The organism is Sphingomonas sanguinis, from assembly GCF_001476905.1.
Classification (GTDB): domain Bacteria; phylum Pseudomonadota; class Alphaproteobacteria; order Sphingomonadales; family Sphingomonadaceae; genus Sphingomonas; species Sphingomonas sanguinis_B.
Genome location: NZ_LDTE01000104.1, coordinates 1 through 14,999, shown reverse-complemented (window position 1 = coordinate 14,999; position 14,999 = coordinate 1). Strand labels below are relative to the sequence as shown.

General features: G+C 67.2%; 19 protein-coding genes and 1 tRNA gene. 11 read left to right on the top strand and 9 right to left on the bottom strand.

The features are described 5' to 3' along the window. The first annotated feature begins 6 nt into the window (after positions 1–6). The 6 genes from trbK-alt to SB4_RS14970 all read left to right on the top strand — a co-directional run bounded on the left by trbK-alt (position 7) and on the right by SB4_RS14970 (position 4,717). Positions 7–276, top strand: a complete 270-nt coding sequence (gene trbK-alt / locus SB4_RS14995) for a putative entry exclusion protein TrbK-alt (RefSeq protein ID WP_058753210.1) — start codon at positions 7–9, stop codon at positions 274–276. A 2-nt stretch (positions 277–278) separates the two neighbouring features. Further along, positions 279–1,610 (top strand): P-type conjugative transfer protein TrbL, encoded by a 1,332-nt coding sequence (gene trbL / locus SB4_RS14990; protein WP_058753209.1) that lies wholly within the window; start codon positions 279–281, stop codon positions 1,608–1,610. Between the two features lie 2 nt (positions 1,611–1,612). Continuing rightward, the gene (gene trbF / locus SB4_RS14985; RefSeq protein ID WP_082670202.1) at positions 1,613–2,296 is read left to right on the top strand and encodes a conjugal transfer protein TrbF; all 684 of its coding nucleotides are present in this window, start codon (positions 1,613–1,615) and stop codon (positions 2,294–2,296) included. Between the two features lie 47 nt (positions 2,297–2,343). Further along, a complete protein-coding gene (gene trbG, locus SB4_RS14980) occupies positions 2,344–3,249 on the top strand; it encodes a P-type conjugative transfer protein TrbG (protein ID WP_206598014.1) in 906 nt (301 codons plus the stop codon). Positions 3,250–3,335: 86 nt separating this feature from the next. Further along, positions 3,336–4,496 (top strand): TraB/TrbI/VirB10 family type IV secretion system protein, encoded by a 1,161-nt coding sequence (locus SB4_RS14975; RefSeq protein ID WP_206598013.1) that lies wholly within the window; start codon positions 3,336–3,338, stop codon positions 4,494–4,496. Continuing rightward, positions 4,493–4,717 (top strand): DUF2274 domain-containing protein, encoded by a 225-nt coding sequence (locus tag SB4_RS14970; protein ID WP_058753205.1) that lies wholly within the window; start codon positions 4,493–4,495, stop codon positions 4,715–4,717. The genes SB4_RS14975 and SB4_RS14970 overlap by 4 nt, the downstream gene beginning before the upstream one ends. Here the strand turns inward: SB4_RS14970 and SB4_RS14965 are convergent. Together SB4_RS14965 and SB4_RS14960 are read right to left on the bottom strand one after the other, a co-directional pair. Further along, positions 4,714–5,628: a LysR family transcriptional regulator gene (locus SB4_RS14965; RefSeq protein ID WP_058753204.1), complete on the bottom strand. Its 915-nt coding sequence runs from the start codon at positions 5,626–5,628 to the stop codon at positions 4,714–4,716. The genes SB4_RS14970 and SB4_RS14965 overlap by 4 nt on opposite strands. Before the next feature lie 13 nt (positions 5,629–5,641). Beyond that, positions 5,642–6,157: a DUF2938 domain-containing protein gene (locus SB4_RS14960; protein WP_058753203.1), complete on the bottom strand. Its 516-nt coding sequence runs from the start codon at positions 6,155–6,157 to the stop codon at positions 5,642–5,644. 63 nt (positions 6,158–6,220) lie between these two features. Here SB4_RS14960 and SB4_RS14955 point away from each other — a divergent pair, with 63 nt between their 5' ends. Next, positions 6,221–6,880, top strand: coding sequence for an ArsR/SmtB family transcription factor (locus SB4_RS14955; protein ID WP_058753227.1), 660 nt, complete (start codon positions 6,221–6,223; stop codon positions 6,878–6,880). 24 nt (positions 6,881–6,904) lie between these two features. Here the strand turns inward: SB4_RS14955 and SB4_RS14950 are convergent, their stop codons facing one another. The 5 genes from SB4_RS14950 to SB4_RS14930 all read right to left on the bottom strand — a co-directional run bounded on the left by SB4_RS14950 (position 6,905) and on the right by SB4_RS14930 (position 10,454). Next, entirely contained in the window at positions 6,905–8,113 is a 1,209-nt protein-coding gene (locus SB4_RS14950) for a Cmx/CmrA family chloramphenicol efflux MFS transporter (RefSeq protein WP_058753202.1), read from the bottom strand. Positions 8,114–8,420: 307 nt separating this feature from the next. Then, positions 8,421–8,497: transfer RNA gene (locus SB4_RS14945), tRNA-Arg, on the bottom strand. 46 nt (positions 8,498–8,543) lie between these two features. Then, complete coding sequence (gene nth / locus SB4_RS14940) at positions 8,544–9,212, bottom strand: endonuclease III (protein ID WP_058753201.1); 669 nt, start codon at positions 9,210–9,212, stop codon at positions 8,544–8,546. 5 nt (positions 9,213–9,217) lie between these two features. Then, entirely contained in the window at positions 9,218–9,946 is a 729-nt protein-coding gene (dapB, locus tag SB4_RS14935) for a 4-hydroxy-tetrahydrodipicolinate reductase (RefSeq protein WP_058753200.1), read from the bottom strand. Positions 9,947–10,040: 94 nt separating this feature from the next. Continuing rightward, positions 10,041–10,454 (bottom strand): glyoxalase superfamily protein, encoded by a 414-nt coding sequence (locus SB4_RS14930; protein ID WP_241488640.1) that lies wholly within the window; start codon positions 10,452–10,454, stop codon positions 10,041–10,043. A 182-nt stretch (positions 10,455–10,636) separates the two neighbouring features. Between SB4_RS14930 and SB4_RS14925 the strand changes: the two genes are divergently transcribed. Then, entirely contained in the window at positions 10,637–10,873 is a 237-nt protein-coding gene (locus SB4_RS14925; protein WP_058753199.1) for a hypothetical protein, read from the top strand. A gap of 42 nt (positions 10,874–10,915) precedes the next feature. Beyond that, positions 10,916–11,617 (top strand): NAD-dependent deacylase, encoded by a 702-nt coding sequence (locus SB4_RS14920; RefSeq protein ID WP_058753198.1) that lies wholly within the window; start codon positions 10,916–10,918, stop codon positions 11,615–11,617. Here the strand turns inward: SB4_RS14920 and SB4_RS14915 are convergent. Further along, the gene (locus tag SB4_RS14915) at positions 11,607–12,398 is read right to left on the bottom strand and encodes a 3'(2'),5'-bisphosphate nucleotidase CysQ (RefSeq protein WP_058753197.1); all 792 of its coding nucleotides are present in this window, start codon (positions 12,396–12,398) and stop codon (positions 11,607–11,609) included. The two genes, SB4_RS14920 and SB4_RS14915, sit on opposite strands and share 11 nt — an antisense overlap. Next, positions 12,385–13,731 (bottom strand): TldD/PmbA family protein, encoded by a 1,347-nt coding sequence (locus tag SB4_RS14910; protein WP_058753196.1) that lies wholly within the window; start codon positions 13,729–13,731, stop codon positions 12,385–12,387. Before SB4_RS14910 ends, SB4_RS14915 begins: the two co-directional genes overlap by 14 nt. A gap of 141 nt (positions 13,732–13,872) precedes the next feature. Between SB4_RS14910 and SB4_RS14905 the strand changes: the two genes are divergently transcribed. Both SB4_RS14905 and SB4_RS14895 read left to right on the top strand, forming a co-directional pair. Continuing rightward, complete coding sequence (locus SB4_RS14905) at positions 13,873–14,256, top strand: VOC family protein (RefSeq protein WP_058753195.1); 384 nt, start codon at positions 13,873–13,875, stop codon at positions 14,254–14,256. Positions 14,257–14,427: 171 nt separating this feature from the next. Continuing rightward, complete coding sequence (locus tag SB4_RS14895; RefSeq protein ID WP_153006252.1) at positions 14,428–14,964, top strand: hypothetical protein; 537 nt, start codon at positions 14,428–14,430, stop codon at positions 14,962–14,964. Positions 14,965–14,999 lie beyond the last annotated feature (35 nt).

Genomic DNA, 14,999 nt, shown 5'->3' with positions numbered 1-14,999 from the left:
CGCGTCGTGGAGGGGAAGACGCTCGCCCGCATCGGCGCCGCCGCGTTCGCCGGCATCGCCATCACCGCCGCCGTGATCGAGATGACGCGCGAGGAGAAGCCGGTGGTGCCTGTCACGGTCGAGGTATCGACCGCGCCCGCCGATCCGATGCGCGAGGCGCTCGCCCGCTGCCGGTTCATGGGCGAGGCGGCCACGCGCGATCCCGGATGCCTGAAGACATGGGCCGACAACCGCGCCCGCTTTCTCGGCACGTCGCTGGCTGCTGGGGCGCGCTGACGATGGGCGGCACAGGCGTCATCGACAGCTTCCTCGGCGTCTTCACCCGCTACATCGACAGTGGCTTCGGCCTTCTATCGGGCGAAGTTGCCTTCATCGCCACCACGCTGATCGTCATCGACGTGACGCTGGCGGCGCTCTTCTGGTCGATGGGCGGTGACGATGACATCGTCGGCCGCCTTATCAAGAAGACGCTGTTCGTCGGCGTGTTCGCGTACATCATCGGCAACTGGAACAACCTCGCCAGGATCGTCTTCGACAGCTTCGCCGGTCTGGGGCTGAAGGCATCGGGCACCGGCTTCTCCGCCGCCGACCTGATGCGCCCCGGCAAGGTGGCGCAGACCGGCCTCGACGCGGGGCGTCCGCTGCTCGACTCGATCTCCGGGCTGATGGGCTATTGGTCGTTCTTCGAGAACTTCATCCAGATCGCCTGCCTGCTGTTCGCCTGGGCGCTGATCCTGCTCGCCTTCTTCATTCTCGCCGTACAGCTCTTCGTGACCCTGATCGAGTTCAAGCTGACGACGCTCGCCGGCTTCGTGCTCATCCCCTTCGGCCTGTTCGGCAAGACCGCCTTCATGGCCGAGCGCGTGCTCGGCAACGTTATCTCGTCCGGCATCAAGGTGCTGGTGCTCGCCGTCATCGTCGGGATCGGCTCGACGCTCTTCTCGCAGTTCACCGCCGGCTTCGGCGGCCGGACGCCGACGATCGACGACGCGATGGCGATCGTGCTCGCCGCCCTATCGCTGCTGGGGCTCGGCATCTTCGGCCCCGGCATCGCCAACGGTCTCGTCTCGGGCGGGCCGCAGCTCGGCGCGGGCGCGGCGATCGGCACCGGCCTTGCGGCGGGCGGCATGGTCGCAGCCGGCGGTGCCGCGATCGGCGCGGTCGCGTCCGGCGGTGCTGCCCTCGCCGGCGGTGCCGCCGCTGCGGCGCGCGGCGGAGCGGCGCTCGCCGGTGGCGCGTCCACCGCCTATCAGGCCGGCGCGGCCGGACAGTCCGGCATGGCTGGCGTCGCTTCCGGTCTCGGCAACGTCGCCAGCGCGGGCGGAAAGGCGGCGGTATCGCCGCTGAAGCGCGCTGCCGGTCGTGCAGCCGACAGCCTCCGCTCCAGCTTCCAGGCCGGCGGCCGTGCCGTCAGCGGCGATGCCGCGCCCGATGGTGACGGCCCGGCTCCAGCAGCTCCAGCGACAGGCGGCCAACCCGCATGGGCCAAGCGCATGAAGCGCTCGCAGCAGCTCACCCACGGCGTCCAGGCCGCCGCGCACGCCGTCCGTTCTGGCGATGCGCATGGCGGCGGCTCCTCCATCTCTCTCGACCAAGGCGACCGCCGATGAGCATCTTCAAACGACCTGCCGCGCATTACGGCAAGACCCCGCAGCCCGAGACGCCTTACCAGCGCGCCGCCCAGGTCTGGGACGACCGCATCGGTTCCGCCCGCGTGCAGGCGAGGAACTGGCGGCTGATGGCGTTCGGCTCGCTGGCGCTGTCCACCGGCCTGTCGGCCGCGCTGGTCTGGCAGTCGGCGAGCGGCTCGATCGTGCCGTGGGTGGTGCAGGTCGACAAGCTCGGGCAGGTGCAGGCGGTGGAGCCGGCCACGGCCGGCTATCGCCCGACCGATCCGCAGATCGCCTTCCATCTGGCGCGTTTCGTCGAGGAGGTCCGCAGCATTCCGGCCGACGCGATCGTCGTGCGGCAGAACTGGCTACGCGCCTACGACTTCACCACGGCAGCGGGCGCGCAGGCGCTCAACGACTACGCCCGCGCCAACGACCCGTTCACTAGGGTCGGCAAGCAGCAGATTGCCGTCGACGTGTCGTCGGTCATCCGCGCGTCGCCCGACAGCTTCCGCGTCGCCTGGACCGAGCGCCGCTATCAGGACGGGACGCTTGCCGAGACCTCCCGCTGGACCGCGATCCTGACCGTCGTCGTCCAGCCGCCGCGTGATGCCGAGGCACTGCGCAAGAACCCGCTCGGCATCTACGTCAATGCCATCAACTGGTCGAAGGAGATGGGGCAGTGAGCGCGCCGCTCCGCACGGCCGTTCCGGCGGCACTGCTCGCCGCGACCATGCTCGCCGGCTGCGCCACGACGCAGAAGCCGCCGGAGATCGCCTACGATACCGAGGTGCCGCCGCTGCCGCCCGTGCCGGTGGTCGCCGCGCCGTCGCGGCCCCGGCCTTTGCACGTCCCGCCGCCGTGGACCCCGGCGCGGGGCGGCCAGCCTGCCGGCACCTCGACCGCCCGCGTCGAGAACGCCAACGCCGCCGCGCGCATCCAGCCGCGCCGCGAAGGCTATTACAACGCCATCCAGGTCTATCCCTGGTCGGAGGGCGCGCTTTATCAGGTCTATGCCGCGGTCGGGCAGATCACCGACATCGCGCTCGAACCCGGCGAGAGCCTGACCGGCGCCGGACCGATCGCCGCCGGCGACACCGCGCGATGGATCATCGGCGACACCGAGAGCGGATCGGGCGACACCCGCCGCGTCCACGTCCTCGTCAAGCCGACGCGGGCGGACCTGTCCACCAACCTCGTCATCACCACCGACCGCCGGCTCTACATGATCGAGCTGCACGCGGGCGAGCGACCCTACATGCCTTCGGTGGCCTGGAGCTATCCGGCGCCACCGCCGTCGCCGCAGCCGGTGGTCCCGGCGACGCCGGTCGTCCCGGCCGCCGCCGAGCGCACCTACCGCTATGCGCTTTCCGGCGACGCGCCGCCGTGGCGGCCGGTTGCCATCTACGATGATGGCCGGCGCGTCTACGTCGAGTTCCCGCGCGGGATCGTCCAGGGCGAGATGCCGCCGCTGTTCGTCGTCGGCGCAGACGGCGAGCCGGAGATCGTCAACAGCCGCGTCCACGGCAACGTCCTGATCGTCGACCGGCTGTTCGGCGCCGCTGAGCTGCGGCTCGGCAAGGCCGACCGCCAGCAGACCGTCCGCATCCTGCGCACCGATGGAAGGCCATCGTCATGAGCGGCATCGCTTCCACCCAGCAGGAACCGGTCATGCCGGACGCCGACGACGATGCCCGGCCGCTGACCGGCGAGCCGGTCGCGCCGATGCGGCTCCGCCCCGAGCCGCCGCGCGTCACCCGCCTGTCGCGCAAGGCGCTGGCGGTGCTCGGCAGTGTCGCGGGCGTCGGTCTCGGCGGCGCGCTGATCTATGCGCTCCAGGTCCAGCAGGGCGGCAAACCGGACGAAGAGGTCTACGCGACCGATGGCCGCTCGACCCCGGACGGCCTCGATGCGCTGCCGAAGGATTATACCGGTCCGGTCCTCGGTCCGCCGCTCCCGGGCGATCTCGGCCGCCCGATCCTCGACGCGCAGAACCGTGGCCAACCGGTGCCCGTGCCGGGGATCGACGCGCCGGCTTCGCCCGCCGCACCCGATCCCGAGGTCGAGCGCCGCCGCCAGGAACTGGAACGGCGTCGGCAGGAGCTGGCGGCGGCGCGCACCAGCCGGGTGTTCTTCCAGTCGGGCGAGCGGACCGCAGCGGCGAGCGACGTGCCCGGTGACGGGATGCCGAACCTCGCCGACCTGGGAGCGCCCGGCCAGACGGCCACGCCCACAGCCCAGGACTGGCAGCGCGCCTTTCTCAACCAGCCCGCCGATCGGCGCACCGTCGCGCCCGACCGCGTGACGGCACCGCCATCGCCTTACGTGGTGCAGGCCGGTGCGGTGATTCCCGCCGCGCTCGTCACCGGCATCCGCTCGGACCTGCCTGGGCAGATCATCGCGCAGGTGACGGAGAACGTCTACGACAGCCCGACCGGACGCCTGTTGCTGATCCCGCAGGGCACGCGTCTGATCGGGCAGTACGATAGCGGCGTCGGCTTCGGCCAGCGGCGGGTGCTGCTCGCCTGGACGCGGCTGATCTTCCCCAACGGCCGGTCGATCGTGCTGGAGCGCCAGTCCGGTGCCGACGCGCAAGGCTATGCCGGGCTGGAGGACGGCGTCGACCATCATTGGTGGGATCTCGCCAAGGCCGCCGGCCTCTCCACGCTGCTGTCGGTCGGTGCGCAGGCTGGCACCTCGGGCGAACAGGGCGACCTCGCCCGCGCGCTGCGCCAGGGTGCGTCGGACGGCATCAGCCAGACCGGCCGGCAGGTTGTCGGCCGCCAGCTCGACATCGCACCGACACTAACCATCCGCCCCGGCTTCCCGGTCCGCGTGATCGTCGGGCGCGATTTGATCCTCGAACCCTACGGAGCCGTCCCATGACCAAGCTGAAGCTCGGCCCGATCGCCGACGACAAGCCTGTGAAGATCACGCTGGAACTGCCCGCCGGCCTCCACCGCGACCTAGCCGCTTATGCCGAGGTGCTCGCTCGCGAGAGCGGGCAACCTGCCGCCGACCCCACGCGCCTGATCGCGCCGATGCTGGAGCGCTTCATGGCGACCGATCGCGCGTTCGCGAAAGCACGCCGATCACAGCAAGGTTAGGCAGACGCATGTAGCTCGCACCTGCGTCGCTCAAGCGCCATGCTGAGCAATCGGCGGAGAGCGGGATTATCGTTGTTCGGCGACCATACGGCACTGAACGGCAGCATCTCACCCGCGATCGGACGGTAGACCACGCCTAGCAAACGAGCGGAGGTCGTCGCTTCGCTCGTGAGCGTCAGACCGCGCCCGATAGCCACGAGCGACAGCAAGTTGTCACTGCCGACATTCTGCCGTGACACTTCAGGATAGCGGCCGAGGCCGGAGAGATGCCTGATCAGGAAGTCATGGATCTCGCGCCCTGGAGCCTGTTCGCTGACGATGAACGTCTCACCGATCAGATCCTGCCAGACGAGGAACTGCCGCTCGGCGAGAGAATGGGCAGTCGGAAGTACGGCGAACACCTGCTCCGACCACAAATGAACGGTTTCGCAGTCCCCGTGCTGCGCGGTCCCTGTGACGAACGCGACATCGAGCTGGTGCAACCGCACCGCCGCGATGTGCTCGGCTGGATGGCCGTCGCTGAAGTCGATCTGCACTCCCGCTCGACCGGCATGGTAAGCCTGGAAAAGGTCGCGCAAGAAGCCGGAAGCGAGCGACGAGAATATGCCGACGCGGATGTAGCCGCTCTCGCTCCTGCCGATCGAACCCACGTCTCTAGCGCCATGACCGAGATGCCTCATGGCAGTGCGGGCTTCCTGAAGGAATTGCCTCCCCGCTACGGTCAGCGTTACCCCGCCATTGTGCCGCTGGAATAGCGACGCGCCGAGACAGTCTTCCAGATCCCGGATGCGGCGACTGATCGACGATTCTTCGACGGCCAGCGCGACACCGGCTTTGCGGAAGCTGCCGTGCTCGGCTGCGGCAATGAAATAGCGGAGGTGATGAAGCCCGACTTTGAGCGGCCAGTCCACCACAGTGCAGATCTCAAGTCCTCAGCGTCGCGATCAGCAATGAGAAGACGAGGGCGGACAGGTACAGGCCGACCGCGAACGACGTGTGAGCGACCAGACTGCGGAACCGCGATAGCCAGGGTTTGGGTGTACGCCCGGCGGCGAACCCCGCACCCAATGCCGGTTGCAGGATGAAGAACGGTGCGACGATGCTGCCGATTCCGACGATCAGCGCGGGCGGGAGCGTCGGATGGCACAGCCAATCCGTCCCCCAGATCGAAATCAGGACTGCGCAGAATGCCATTCCGATGACGTAGTGTGCGGCCCAGCCCAACGAGGTTTCGTAGGCGACTGGCTCCGCCTTGCCGATACCATCATGAACGAAGCGCCCCTGCGGAATGTGCCCAAGCCATCGCCCGACCAAGCGATAATCCAGCGACGGCACACTGAACCATTTCTTCTGTAGGAATGCCCACGCGTCCATGACGGCAGTCGCGCCGCTTCCGACCAGCAAAGCTCCCACTACTCCAATCGCCACGTCGCCAAACATCGCAGCCTCGCACAATCAATCAATGATTTGCTTGAACGATCGCGTGATGATAGGCGCATGTCAATGGCAAAGTCAGACGTGTCCGCCGTGCTGTTTACCGAACTGGCTGAGATCGCCCGGACGCTCGGGCATGCCCATCGCCTGATGCTGCTTGAACATATCGCGCAGGGCGAGAGGCCGGTTGAGCGACTTGCCGAACTGACCGGGCTTACTGTCGCCAATACGTCGCAGCACCTTCAGCACCTGCGACGTGGCGGGTTCGTCGAGACCCGCCGGGACGGAAAAAGAGTTCTTTATCGGCTCGGCGCCGGGCCGGTCGAAGCGGTGCTCAGGTCGTTGCGGGAATACGCCGAACATACGAGAAGCGAGATACGAGAACTCGTCTCGGACCCGATGAACGCAAGTGGGCGCCTCGAATCGATTTCGCAGGAGGAACTCCTCGAACGACTGGTTTCGGGCGGGATGACACTGCTCGACGTGCGCTCCGGCGAAGAATACGCTCTTGGCCACCTTCCCGGCGCGCTCAACATTCCGACCGAGGAGTTGGACCGGCGTCTGGCAGAGTTGCCGGTCGATCAGGAAATCGTTGCCTATTGCCGCGGTCCGTATTGCGTGCTCTCGACGACGGCAGCGGAACTGCTGATCGCCAAGGGCTTTCGGGTTCGCCGTCTCAATGCGGGCTTCCCGGAATGGAAAGCAGCGGGCCTGACAGTCGAGGCCTGAGCCTCGACTGTCACCGCCGTCTTCTCAGGAGCGGCTCAGGCGCCTGTCGAGCAGCGCGGTTGCCAAAGCCGCCGCCGCGATAGCGGCACCGACCCACCCGATCGATGGCAGGCCGTATCCTCCGCTGATTGCCAGACCGGCAAGAAGCGGGGCCAGCGTCAGCCCGAGCTGGAAAGCTGAGGAGTTTGTCGCGCCGACGAGCGTCGGTGCGTCCGGCGCGATCATGTAGACCCGAGCCCAGACGGCTGGGTTGAGCAAAAACCCAACGACGCCGAGCAGGAACACAAGGACGATGACGGCGCTGAGCTTCGACGCGAGAAAGACGATCGCGATCGAAACGGCCACCAGCCCGAAGATGCCGGCAGACAGCGTCGCGAACGGATGATGATCGGCCGTCCGTCCGCCAATCGTCAGACCGATGAAGGCTCCGATACCGAACAAAGCCAGCACAGGCGGGAGCCATTCGACAGGTAGGCGCGAGATGTCGAGCAGCAACGCCCCGAGATAACCGAACGTCCCCATATAGGCTGCGGTGGTCAGGGCCGTTGTGGCATACGCCGCCCATAGCGCCGGACGCCTCATGGCCTGAAGTTCGGATTTGGCATCCGGCGCGGACTGACCCTCCGTCTTTGCTTCCGGAACAGTCGCGAAGACCGCGATAGCCGCAGCCATAGTGGCTATCGCAACGGCCCAGAAGCTGGTCCGCCATCCCGCCAGCTCGCTGATGAACGTACCAGAGGGGCCGCCCAGGATCATGGCGATCGTCAGGCCGCTGACGACGATGGAAAGCGCTTTCGCGCGCTGGTCTGGCGAAACGAGCTGGACCGCGGTTGCCGCCGCCACCGCCCAGAAGCAGGCATAGGCGAGGCCCATGACGACCCGCGTGACGAGCAGGGGCCAATAGCCGTCGATCATCATGCCGGAGATCGTCGCAATGACGAAGATGACCTGGCTGGTGAAGAGCGTGCGCCGACGCGACCAATGCAGCGTCATGAGTGCCAGTGGCGGAGCACCGATCAGTGCGCCGATGGCGAAGGCCGAGATGAGCGTGCCGGCCGTTGGAAGCGAAATCCGCAGGTCGTCGGCGATCTGCGGCAGGACACCGCCCATAAGGAACTCGGCGCTGCCCATCGCGAACAGGCTTAGCGCGAGAAGGTAGACGCTGGCCGGGACAGGGGGAGATTTGGGTGGCTTATGCTCAGCTTCAATTTGGCTATGGATAATATCGTTCATGCTCAGCCTCGCAAAAAACCACGAGGCACCGTCTGACACGCATTGAAGATTCATTCAATGGAATGATTGAATGACTGGCAGAATGGAGCTGGCTAGATGTCGCTCAGCGGGTGCGTCTATCGACCCGGCTCAAGTCCGCCGTTCAAATGGGGCGATGCAGCGTTCTACCTGATTGCACCCGTAAGCCCTTCGCCACGCCACGCTTCCGCAGGCACGGGTCTGCTTCCGTGGTGCTTCCGTGAGCCGAATCAGACTGTCGGGCCAGCCGGCCCAAACTTGCTAAAACCACGAATGCGTGGGAGAAAAGTGGCGCACCCGACAGGATTCGAACCTGTGGCCTCTGCCTTCGGAGGGCAGCGCTCTATCCAGCTGAGCTACGGGTGCGTGGGCTGGCCGACTAGCATTGCGGGCCCAGGCGCGCCAGCCCTTTTTATGTAGGCGCGGCTTTTCCGGCCTTGAGCGCAGGCGCGGGCGTCTTGGGGCGATAGGCGCACAGATCCTCGACCGGACAGCGCCAGCATTCGGGGCGCCTCGCCTTGCAGATGTACCGACCGTGCAGGATCAGCCAGTGATGCGCGTGCAGCCGGAACGGGGCCGGTGTCGCCTTGTCCAGCTTCAACTCGACCGCCAGCACCGTCTTGCCCTTGGCCAGGCCGGTGCGGTTGCAGACGCGGAAGATGTGTGTGTCGACCGCGAAGGTCTCGTGGCCGAAGGCGGTGTTGAGCACGACATTGGCGGTCTTGCGCCCGACACCGGGCAATCGCTCCAGATCGGCGCGCTCTTGTGGCACCTCGCCGCCATAGTCGTCGACCAGCATCTGCGACAGGGCGATGACGTTCTTGGCCTTGGTGTTGAACAGGCCGATCGTCTTGATGTGGGCTTTGAGCCCTTCCTCGCCCAGATCGAGCATCTTCTGCGGCGTATCGACCTTGGCAAACAGGGCGCGCGTCGCCTTGTTCACGCCGATATCGGTCGCCTGCGCCGACAGGGCGACCGCGACGACCAGCGTATAGGGGTTGCGATATTCCAGCTCGGTCTCGGGATGCGGGTTCGCCTCCGCCAGACGGTGGTAGAATTCGACGACGTCCGCCTTCTTCATGGCGCTTACAGCCCCAGCACGTCGCCCATGCGATAGCGGCCCGGCGCCTGCCCCGCGAGCCACTGCGCCGCGCGCACCGCGCCGCGCGCGAAGATCGTCCGGTCCTGCGCGAAATGGCCGAGCGTCAGCCGCTCGCCCTCGCCCGCGAAGATCACCTCATGATCGCCGATCACCGAGCCGCCGCGCAGGGCCGCCAGCCCGATCGTCCCTTCGGTGCGCGCGCCCACCAGCCCGGCGCGGCCATCGACGCGCAGCTCGGACAGCGGATGTCCCCGCCCCGCCGCCGCCGCCTCACCCAGCAGCAGCGCGGTGCCCGAGGGCGCGTCGACCTTGTGCCGGTGGTGCATCTCGGTGATCTCGATATCCCAGTCGCTGCCCAGCCGCGCCGCCGCCTCGCGCACCAGATTGGCGAGCAAGGTGATGCCAAGCGAGGTGTTGCCGGTCTGGAGCACCGCGATGTCGGCGGCGGCGGCGTCGATCGCGGCGTGCTGCGCCGGGGAAAGGCCGGTGGTGCCGATCACGATGGGGGTCCGCGCCGCCCGCGCCGCCGCCAGATGCACGTCGAGCGCCCCCGCGATCGAGAAGTCGACCAGCACGTCGGCGGACTTGGCCAGCGCGTCCGGATCGTCACGCGAGTCGCAGCCACCCGCCAGCGTCGCCCCCTCCCCCTCGATCAGGTCGGCGATCGCGCGGCCCATGCGTCCGGCGCTGCCATAGATGCCGATGGCGGTCATGCGGGGGCTCCGATGGAAATGAGGAAAGGGGTCGTCATGCGGCGTTCCTTGACACAGGTTGTAGCCGGAGAAAACCGGCCGCCGCCTGTCGGGTTCAACGACCGGCGGCAGAGTCCGGTCGCCCCTCTCGTCGCTCGCCGATATCGATCCGGTTGCCGTCGGGATCGGCCAGCACGAAGGCGCGCTGGCCATAGTCCTTGTCCGCCAGCCGCTTGATGATCCGAACGCCCTGCGCCTCGCAATGGACGTAGAGCGCGGCGGCATCGCTGACGAACAGGTGCATCACGTTGACCGTGGAGGGCCTGTGATCGGCCTTGCGGCTCAGATGAATTTCGGCACCGTCCTTCTTCAGGACCAGGAATCCCACCGGATCGCCATTTTCGAAAACGCACCGAAAGCCCAGCACACGGGTATAGAAGTCCCGCGCGACCCCGATGTCACGCACCCCGATCCCCGGTGCCGCGCGCCCGAAACGAATATCGGCCAGAGGCAAGTCCGCCATCATCATGTCCCGTCAGGCAGAGGCGGCGATGCGCGTGCCGGATATGGAGCGGTGTCCGAACCGGATGCGTGCGCGACTTGTGCCGATGTGTCAACATAGCCGGAGAATGTGCCGCGGGGGCCGATGGGCAGGTTCCGCCCAATAGCTGCCACATGTCGTTGCTGCTAAGTGGCGCGCAGAGGTGAACGATGTTTCAACTTTCCGTGTTCAAGCCCGTCGATTGGTGCACTTCCAGCTTGGAGGTGTGGAGCGACGACAGGCTGGTTGCAGAAGTTTTTGCACGAGCCGATGGCGTGCGCCGGCTGTATGTTTCAAACGAGATAGCCGAACGCGGCATCGAGTGGAACGCCCTAATCGATGCCGCTCCTAAAATCACGGCTATGCTCGATGCCGCAGATGCCGAGAGACTGGCGAACGGCAGCTAACCACCCCTTCCAGACATTGCGCCGCTTCCCTATCGGTAGGCCATGACTGCCATCCGCAACATCGTCATCCTCACCGGCGCGGGCATCTCCGCCGAATCCGGTATCGCCACGTTTCGCGGCCCAGGCGGACTGTGGGAAGGGCATCGGGTCGAGGATGTATGCACCCCCGAGGCGCTCGCCGCCGATCCCGAGCTGGTTCACCGCTTCTATGACCTGCGGCGGACGGCGCTGTCTGGTGTCTTGCCCAATGCTGCGCATGAGGCTTTGGCGCGGCTGGATCGGGAATGGCCGGAGGAATTGCTGATCGTCACGCAGAATGTCGACGACCTGCACGAGCGGGCGGGGGCGGTGCGGATGCTGCATATGCACGGTGCGTTGCGGTCGGCCTTGTGCGCCGCCTGTGGCGCGCGGTTCGAATGGGCGGACGCGCTGCCGCCGGGTACGCCCTGCCCCGCCTGTGCCGCGCCGCGCCTGCGGCCCGACATCGTATTCTTCGGCGAGATCCCCTATCACATGGACCGGATCGAGGCAGCCTTGGCGCAGGCCGATCTGTTCGTGTCGATCGGCACCTCGGGCGCGGTCTATCCGGCGGCCGGGTTCGTGCGGATGGCGAGCGCTTACGGCGCGGCGACGCTGGAACTCAATCTCGATCGGTCGGAGGGGAGCGGCTGGTTCGATGAGAGCCGCCTGGGCCCCGCCGGGCAGCTGGTGCCCCAATGGGTCGACCAGATGCTCAGCCGTTAACCGGCACGATCACTTCGCGGGCGCGGGGCGTCAGCCGCTCGAGCGCCGAATCCTGAAGCCCGCGCGCGGTCACCAGCACGCCGAAAGCGCGCGGATCGGGCTTGTTGAACAGCAGCGGCTGGCCCAGCGCGTCGGCGACCCCTGCCCCGGCCTCGGACGCGATCAGCGCGGCGGCGGCGATGTCCCACTCATTGCCCCAGCGCAGCGTGGCGACCAGATCGGCCTCGTCGGCGGCGACCATCGCAATGCGCAGCGCGATCGAGTTGGGCTTGAACACCGCCACCAGATCGCGGTCGGCCTTGGGCAGCGCGTCGACCGGCACACGCGCGCCGGGCATCTGGTGGCAATAGCCCGCGCTCAGCGTGCGGCCGTTACGGGTCGCACCGCCGCCCGCCTCCGCCAGCCACAGCTCGCCGCGTGCGGGCGCGGCCAGCACGCCGATCACCGGCCGCCCATCCTCGACCAGGGCGACGGAGACCGCCCAGCCCTCGCGCCCGCGAATATAGTCGCGCGTGCCATCGATCGGATCGACCACCCAGACACGCCGCGCGGCCAGCCGGTCGGGCTTGTCCGCCGTCTCCTCGGACAGCCAGCCCGCCTCAGGAATCAACGCGTGCAGCCGGGCATAGAGCATCCGGTCGACATCCAGATCGACCTCGCACACCGGGCTGCCGGGCACCTTTTCCCATTGGCGGAAATCGGTGCGCCAGCGGGCGAGCGCCATCGCCGCCGCCTCACGCGCCGCCGCGACGACAGCCGGGATCAGCTCAGCTGCTGGCAACCGTCATTCCATCGATGCGCAGGGTCGGCACATTGACACCGTAGCGGGATTCCAGGTCGTTGGCCGGTGTCATGGCGAGGAACATGTCCTTCAGGTTACCCGCCACGGTGAACTCCGCAACCGGCTCGGCGATCCGTCCGTTCACGATGCGGAACCCGGCCGCGCCCCGGCTATAGTCGCCGGTCACGGGATTGACCCCGCTGCCGATCAGCTCGGTGACATAGACGCCATCAGTGATATCGGCGATCAGCGTTTCGACCGGCACGCGACCCGCCGCCATGAACAGGTTGCTGGTCGACACGCCCGGCGCCCCCGCCGTCCCGCGCGCGGCATGGCCGGTCGGCTCCAGACCCAGCTGCCGCGCCGACGCGGAGTCGAGCAGCCAGGTCTCCAGCACGCCATCCTCGATGATGGCGGTCGGCGACACCGCCAGCCCCTCGCCATCGAAGGGCCGCGAGCGCAGGCCATGCGGGCGATGGGGATCGTCCTCGACCCGGATGCCCTCCGCCATCACCCGCTCACCGATCCGGTCGAGCAGGAAGCTGGTCCGCCGCGTGATCGCCGCCCCCGCGATCGCCGAGACGAGATGGCCGATCAGCGACGATCCCACGCGCGGGTCATAGACGACCGGCATCGCGCCGCTCGCCAGCTTGCCGGGATTTAGCCGCGCCACGGTCCGCTCGCCCGCCCGCGTCCCAATCGCCTCGGGGCTTTCGAGCAGGCGGCGCAGGCGTGCGCCGTGATGGGCATAGTCGCGCTGCATATTCGCGCCCTCGCCCGCCACCACGCTGACCGACAGGCCGTATCCGGTGGCGCCGTAACCCGCCGCAAAGCCATGACTGGTCGCCAGCGCCGAGACGACACGCGAGGCGGACGCACCGCCGCCTTCGGAATTGGTGACGCCTGCCACGGCACGCGCTGCTTCCTCGGCCGCCAAAGCGGCGGCGCGCAAGGCTTCGGGCTCGACCTCGCCGCCATCGTCCAGGTCGAGCATCGGCGGCGCACCGTGCAGGAGACGCTCTTCGGGGGCCAGGCCCGCCCAGCGATCCTCGGGCGCCTCACGCGCCATGGCGACGGCGCGCTCGACCGCGAGGGCCATCGCATCGCTCGACAGGTCCGAGGTCGAGACGCTGGCCGAACGCCGCCCGACAAAGACGCGCAGGCCCAGTTCCTCGCTTTCCGACCGGCCGACATCCTCTAGCGCGCCGAGCCGCACCGATACCTCCAGCGCGGCATCGGCGGCAAAGACCGCATCGGCGGCGTCGGCACCGGCAGCACGGGCACGGACAACGATATCGGCGGCCCGGTCGCGGGCCTGTTCGGGAGTCAGCATGGCTAGGGACTTAGGGGCGCGGGCGGCGGGATGCCAGACCCGACCGACCAGGATCGACCGCGATCCCGCGCCAAACAATTTTGTTCTTTTTATGTTCCTATTTTCGCGATATGTTGAAGCCTCATAAACAGGAGAGGGATCATGAGCTGCTATGCGACGATCGGCGCGGTCGACATCGAACAGGCGTACGCCTTCTACGACGCGGTCCTGAAGGACATCGGTTGGAGCAGCCATGCCGACTTTCCCGGCTGGCGCGGCTATTCGGAAGGCGGACGCGGCGAAGGTTTCGTGCTGTGGGTCTGCCGCCCCTTCGACGGCCAGCCTGCAACGGCAGGGAACGGCACCATGACCGGATTTCTGGTCGATTCGCCGGAAAAGGTCGACGCCTTTTATCGGACGGCCCTGACACTGGGCGGCCGCGATGACGGCGCGCCGGGCCCGCGCGCCCATTATGGTCCGAACTGGTATGCCGCGTATCTGCGGGACCCGAGCGGCAACAAGCTCGCGGTCGTCCATAACGTTTGATCGGCCTGGCGGCGTCACATTGTCCGCGATGCGCGTGCGCCGGACTGGTCGGACCACCCCGAAAACGGGTTCGGTTTGCAGGTCGCCATCATATCCCGTTTCTCGCACATATCCTTCCGTGCGAGGACAGACAGCGCAAGACGGTGCACGGCGGCCATCAAGGAGCAACCCATGACAGTCAGGATATCGAGCGGCATGAGAGGCGTTGTCACTGCGATTGGCAGCACCTGCATACTGGCGATGCTTATCGGCACTCTTCCGGTCACCGGCGCCGCTTCGGCCCGACCTGCGTCCAAACCGGCAGGCCACTCGCTGTGCATGGCGGGGGAAACGCGCATTTTTTCCTGTACCCTGGGCGCAAAACAGGTTTCGGTCTGCGGAGCGGGCAAGCAGGCCGTCTATCTCTATGGCAGGCCGGGAAAGATCGAACTGGTGTCCCGGTCGATGACGTTAGCGGAACAAGGCTATTCCGGCGGTGGCGAAACCCAGATCCAGGTAACGAACAACGGATATAGCTACATCCTGTTCGATCGAACGGTCAGTACCGGCTTCGGCACCGACGGCCGTCATGATCCGGCCTTCAGCAGTGGTCTTCTGGTCCGTCGCGGGGGCCGCATCCTGTCATCGAAAAGGTGCGGCAACGATGCGTCCATCCCCTCGCTGGCGAGACAATTCATGCCAACGGGCAACGAGATCGTCGTCCACTGAATGCGGCGGGTACATGGGGGCGGGTACACAGGGGG

Coding starts and splice junctions, on each gene's coding strand:
- SB4_RS14920 (WP_058753198.1), top strand. CDS start 10,916: ATGACTGCCATCCGCAACATCGTCATCCTCACCGGCGCGGGCATCTCC.
- SB4_RS14895 (WP_153006252.1), top strand. CDS start 14,428: ATGACAGTCAGGATATCGAGCGGCATGAGAGGCGTTGTCACTGCGATT.
- dapB (WP_058753200.1), bottom strand. CDS start 9,946: ATGACCGCCATCGGCATCTATGGCAGCGCCGGACGCATGGGCCGCGCG.
- SB4_RS14930 (WP_241488640.1), bottom strand. CDS start 10,454: ATGATGATGGCGGACTTGCCTCTGGCCGATATTCGTTTCGGGCGCGCG.
- SB4_RS14970 (WP_058753205.1), top strand. CDS start 4,493: ATGACCAAGCTGAAGCTCGGCCCGATCGCCGACGACAAGCCTGTGAAG.
- SB4_RS14955 (WP_058753227.1), top strand. CDS start 6,221: ATGGCAAAGTCAGACGTGTCCGCCGTGCTGTTTACCGAACTGGCTGAG.
- SB4_RS14910 (WP_058753196.1), bottom strand. CDS start 13,731: ATGCTGACTCCCGAACAGGCCCGCGACCGGGCCGCCGATATCGTTGTC.
- SB4_RS14925 (WP_058753199.1), top strand. CDS start 10,637: ATGTTTCAACTTTCCGTGTTCAAGCCCGTCGATTGGTGCACTTCCAGC.
- nth (WP_058753201.1), bottom strand. CDS start 9,212: ATGAAGAAGGCGGACGTCGTCGAATTCTACCACCGTCTGGCGGAGGCG.
- trbG (WP_206598014.1), top strand. CDS start 2,344: ATGCTCGCCGGCTGCGCCACGACGCAGAAGCCGCCGGAGATCGCCTAC.
- trbL (WP_058753209.1), top strand. CDS start 279: ATGGGCGGCACAGGCGTCATCGACAGCTTCCTCGGCGTCTTCACCCGC.
- SB4_RS14960 (WP_058753203.1), bottom strand. CDS start 6,157: ATGTTTGGCGACGTGGCGATTGGAGTAGTGGGAGCTTTGCTGGTCGGA.
- SB4_RS14975 (WP_206598013.1), top strand. CDS start 3,336: ATGCGGCTCCGCCCCGAGCCGCCGCGCGTCACCCGCCTGTCGCGCAAG.
- SB4_RS14950 (WP_058753202.1), bottom strand. CDS start 8,113: ATGAACGATATTATCCATAGCCAAATTGAAGCTGAGCATAAGCCACCC.
- SB4_RS14905 (WP_058753195.1), top strand. CDS start 13,873: ATGAGCTGCTATGCGACGATCGGCGCGGTCGACATCGAACAGGCGTAC.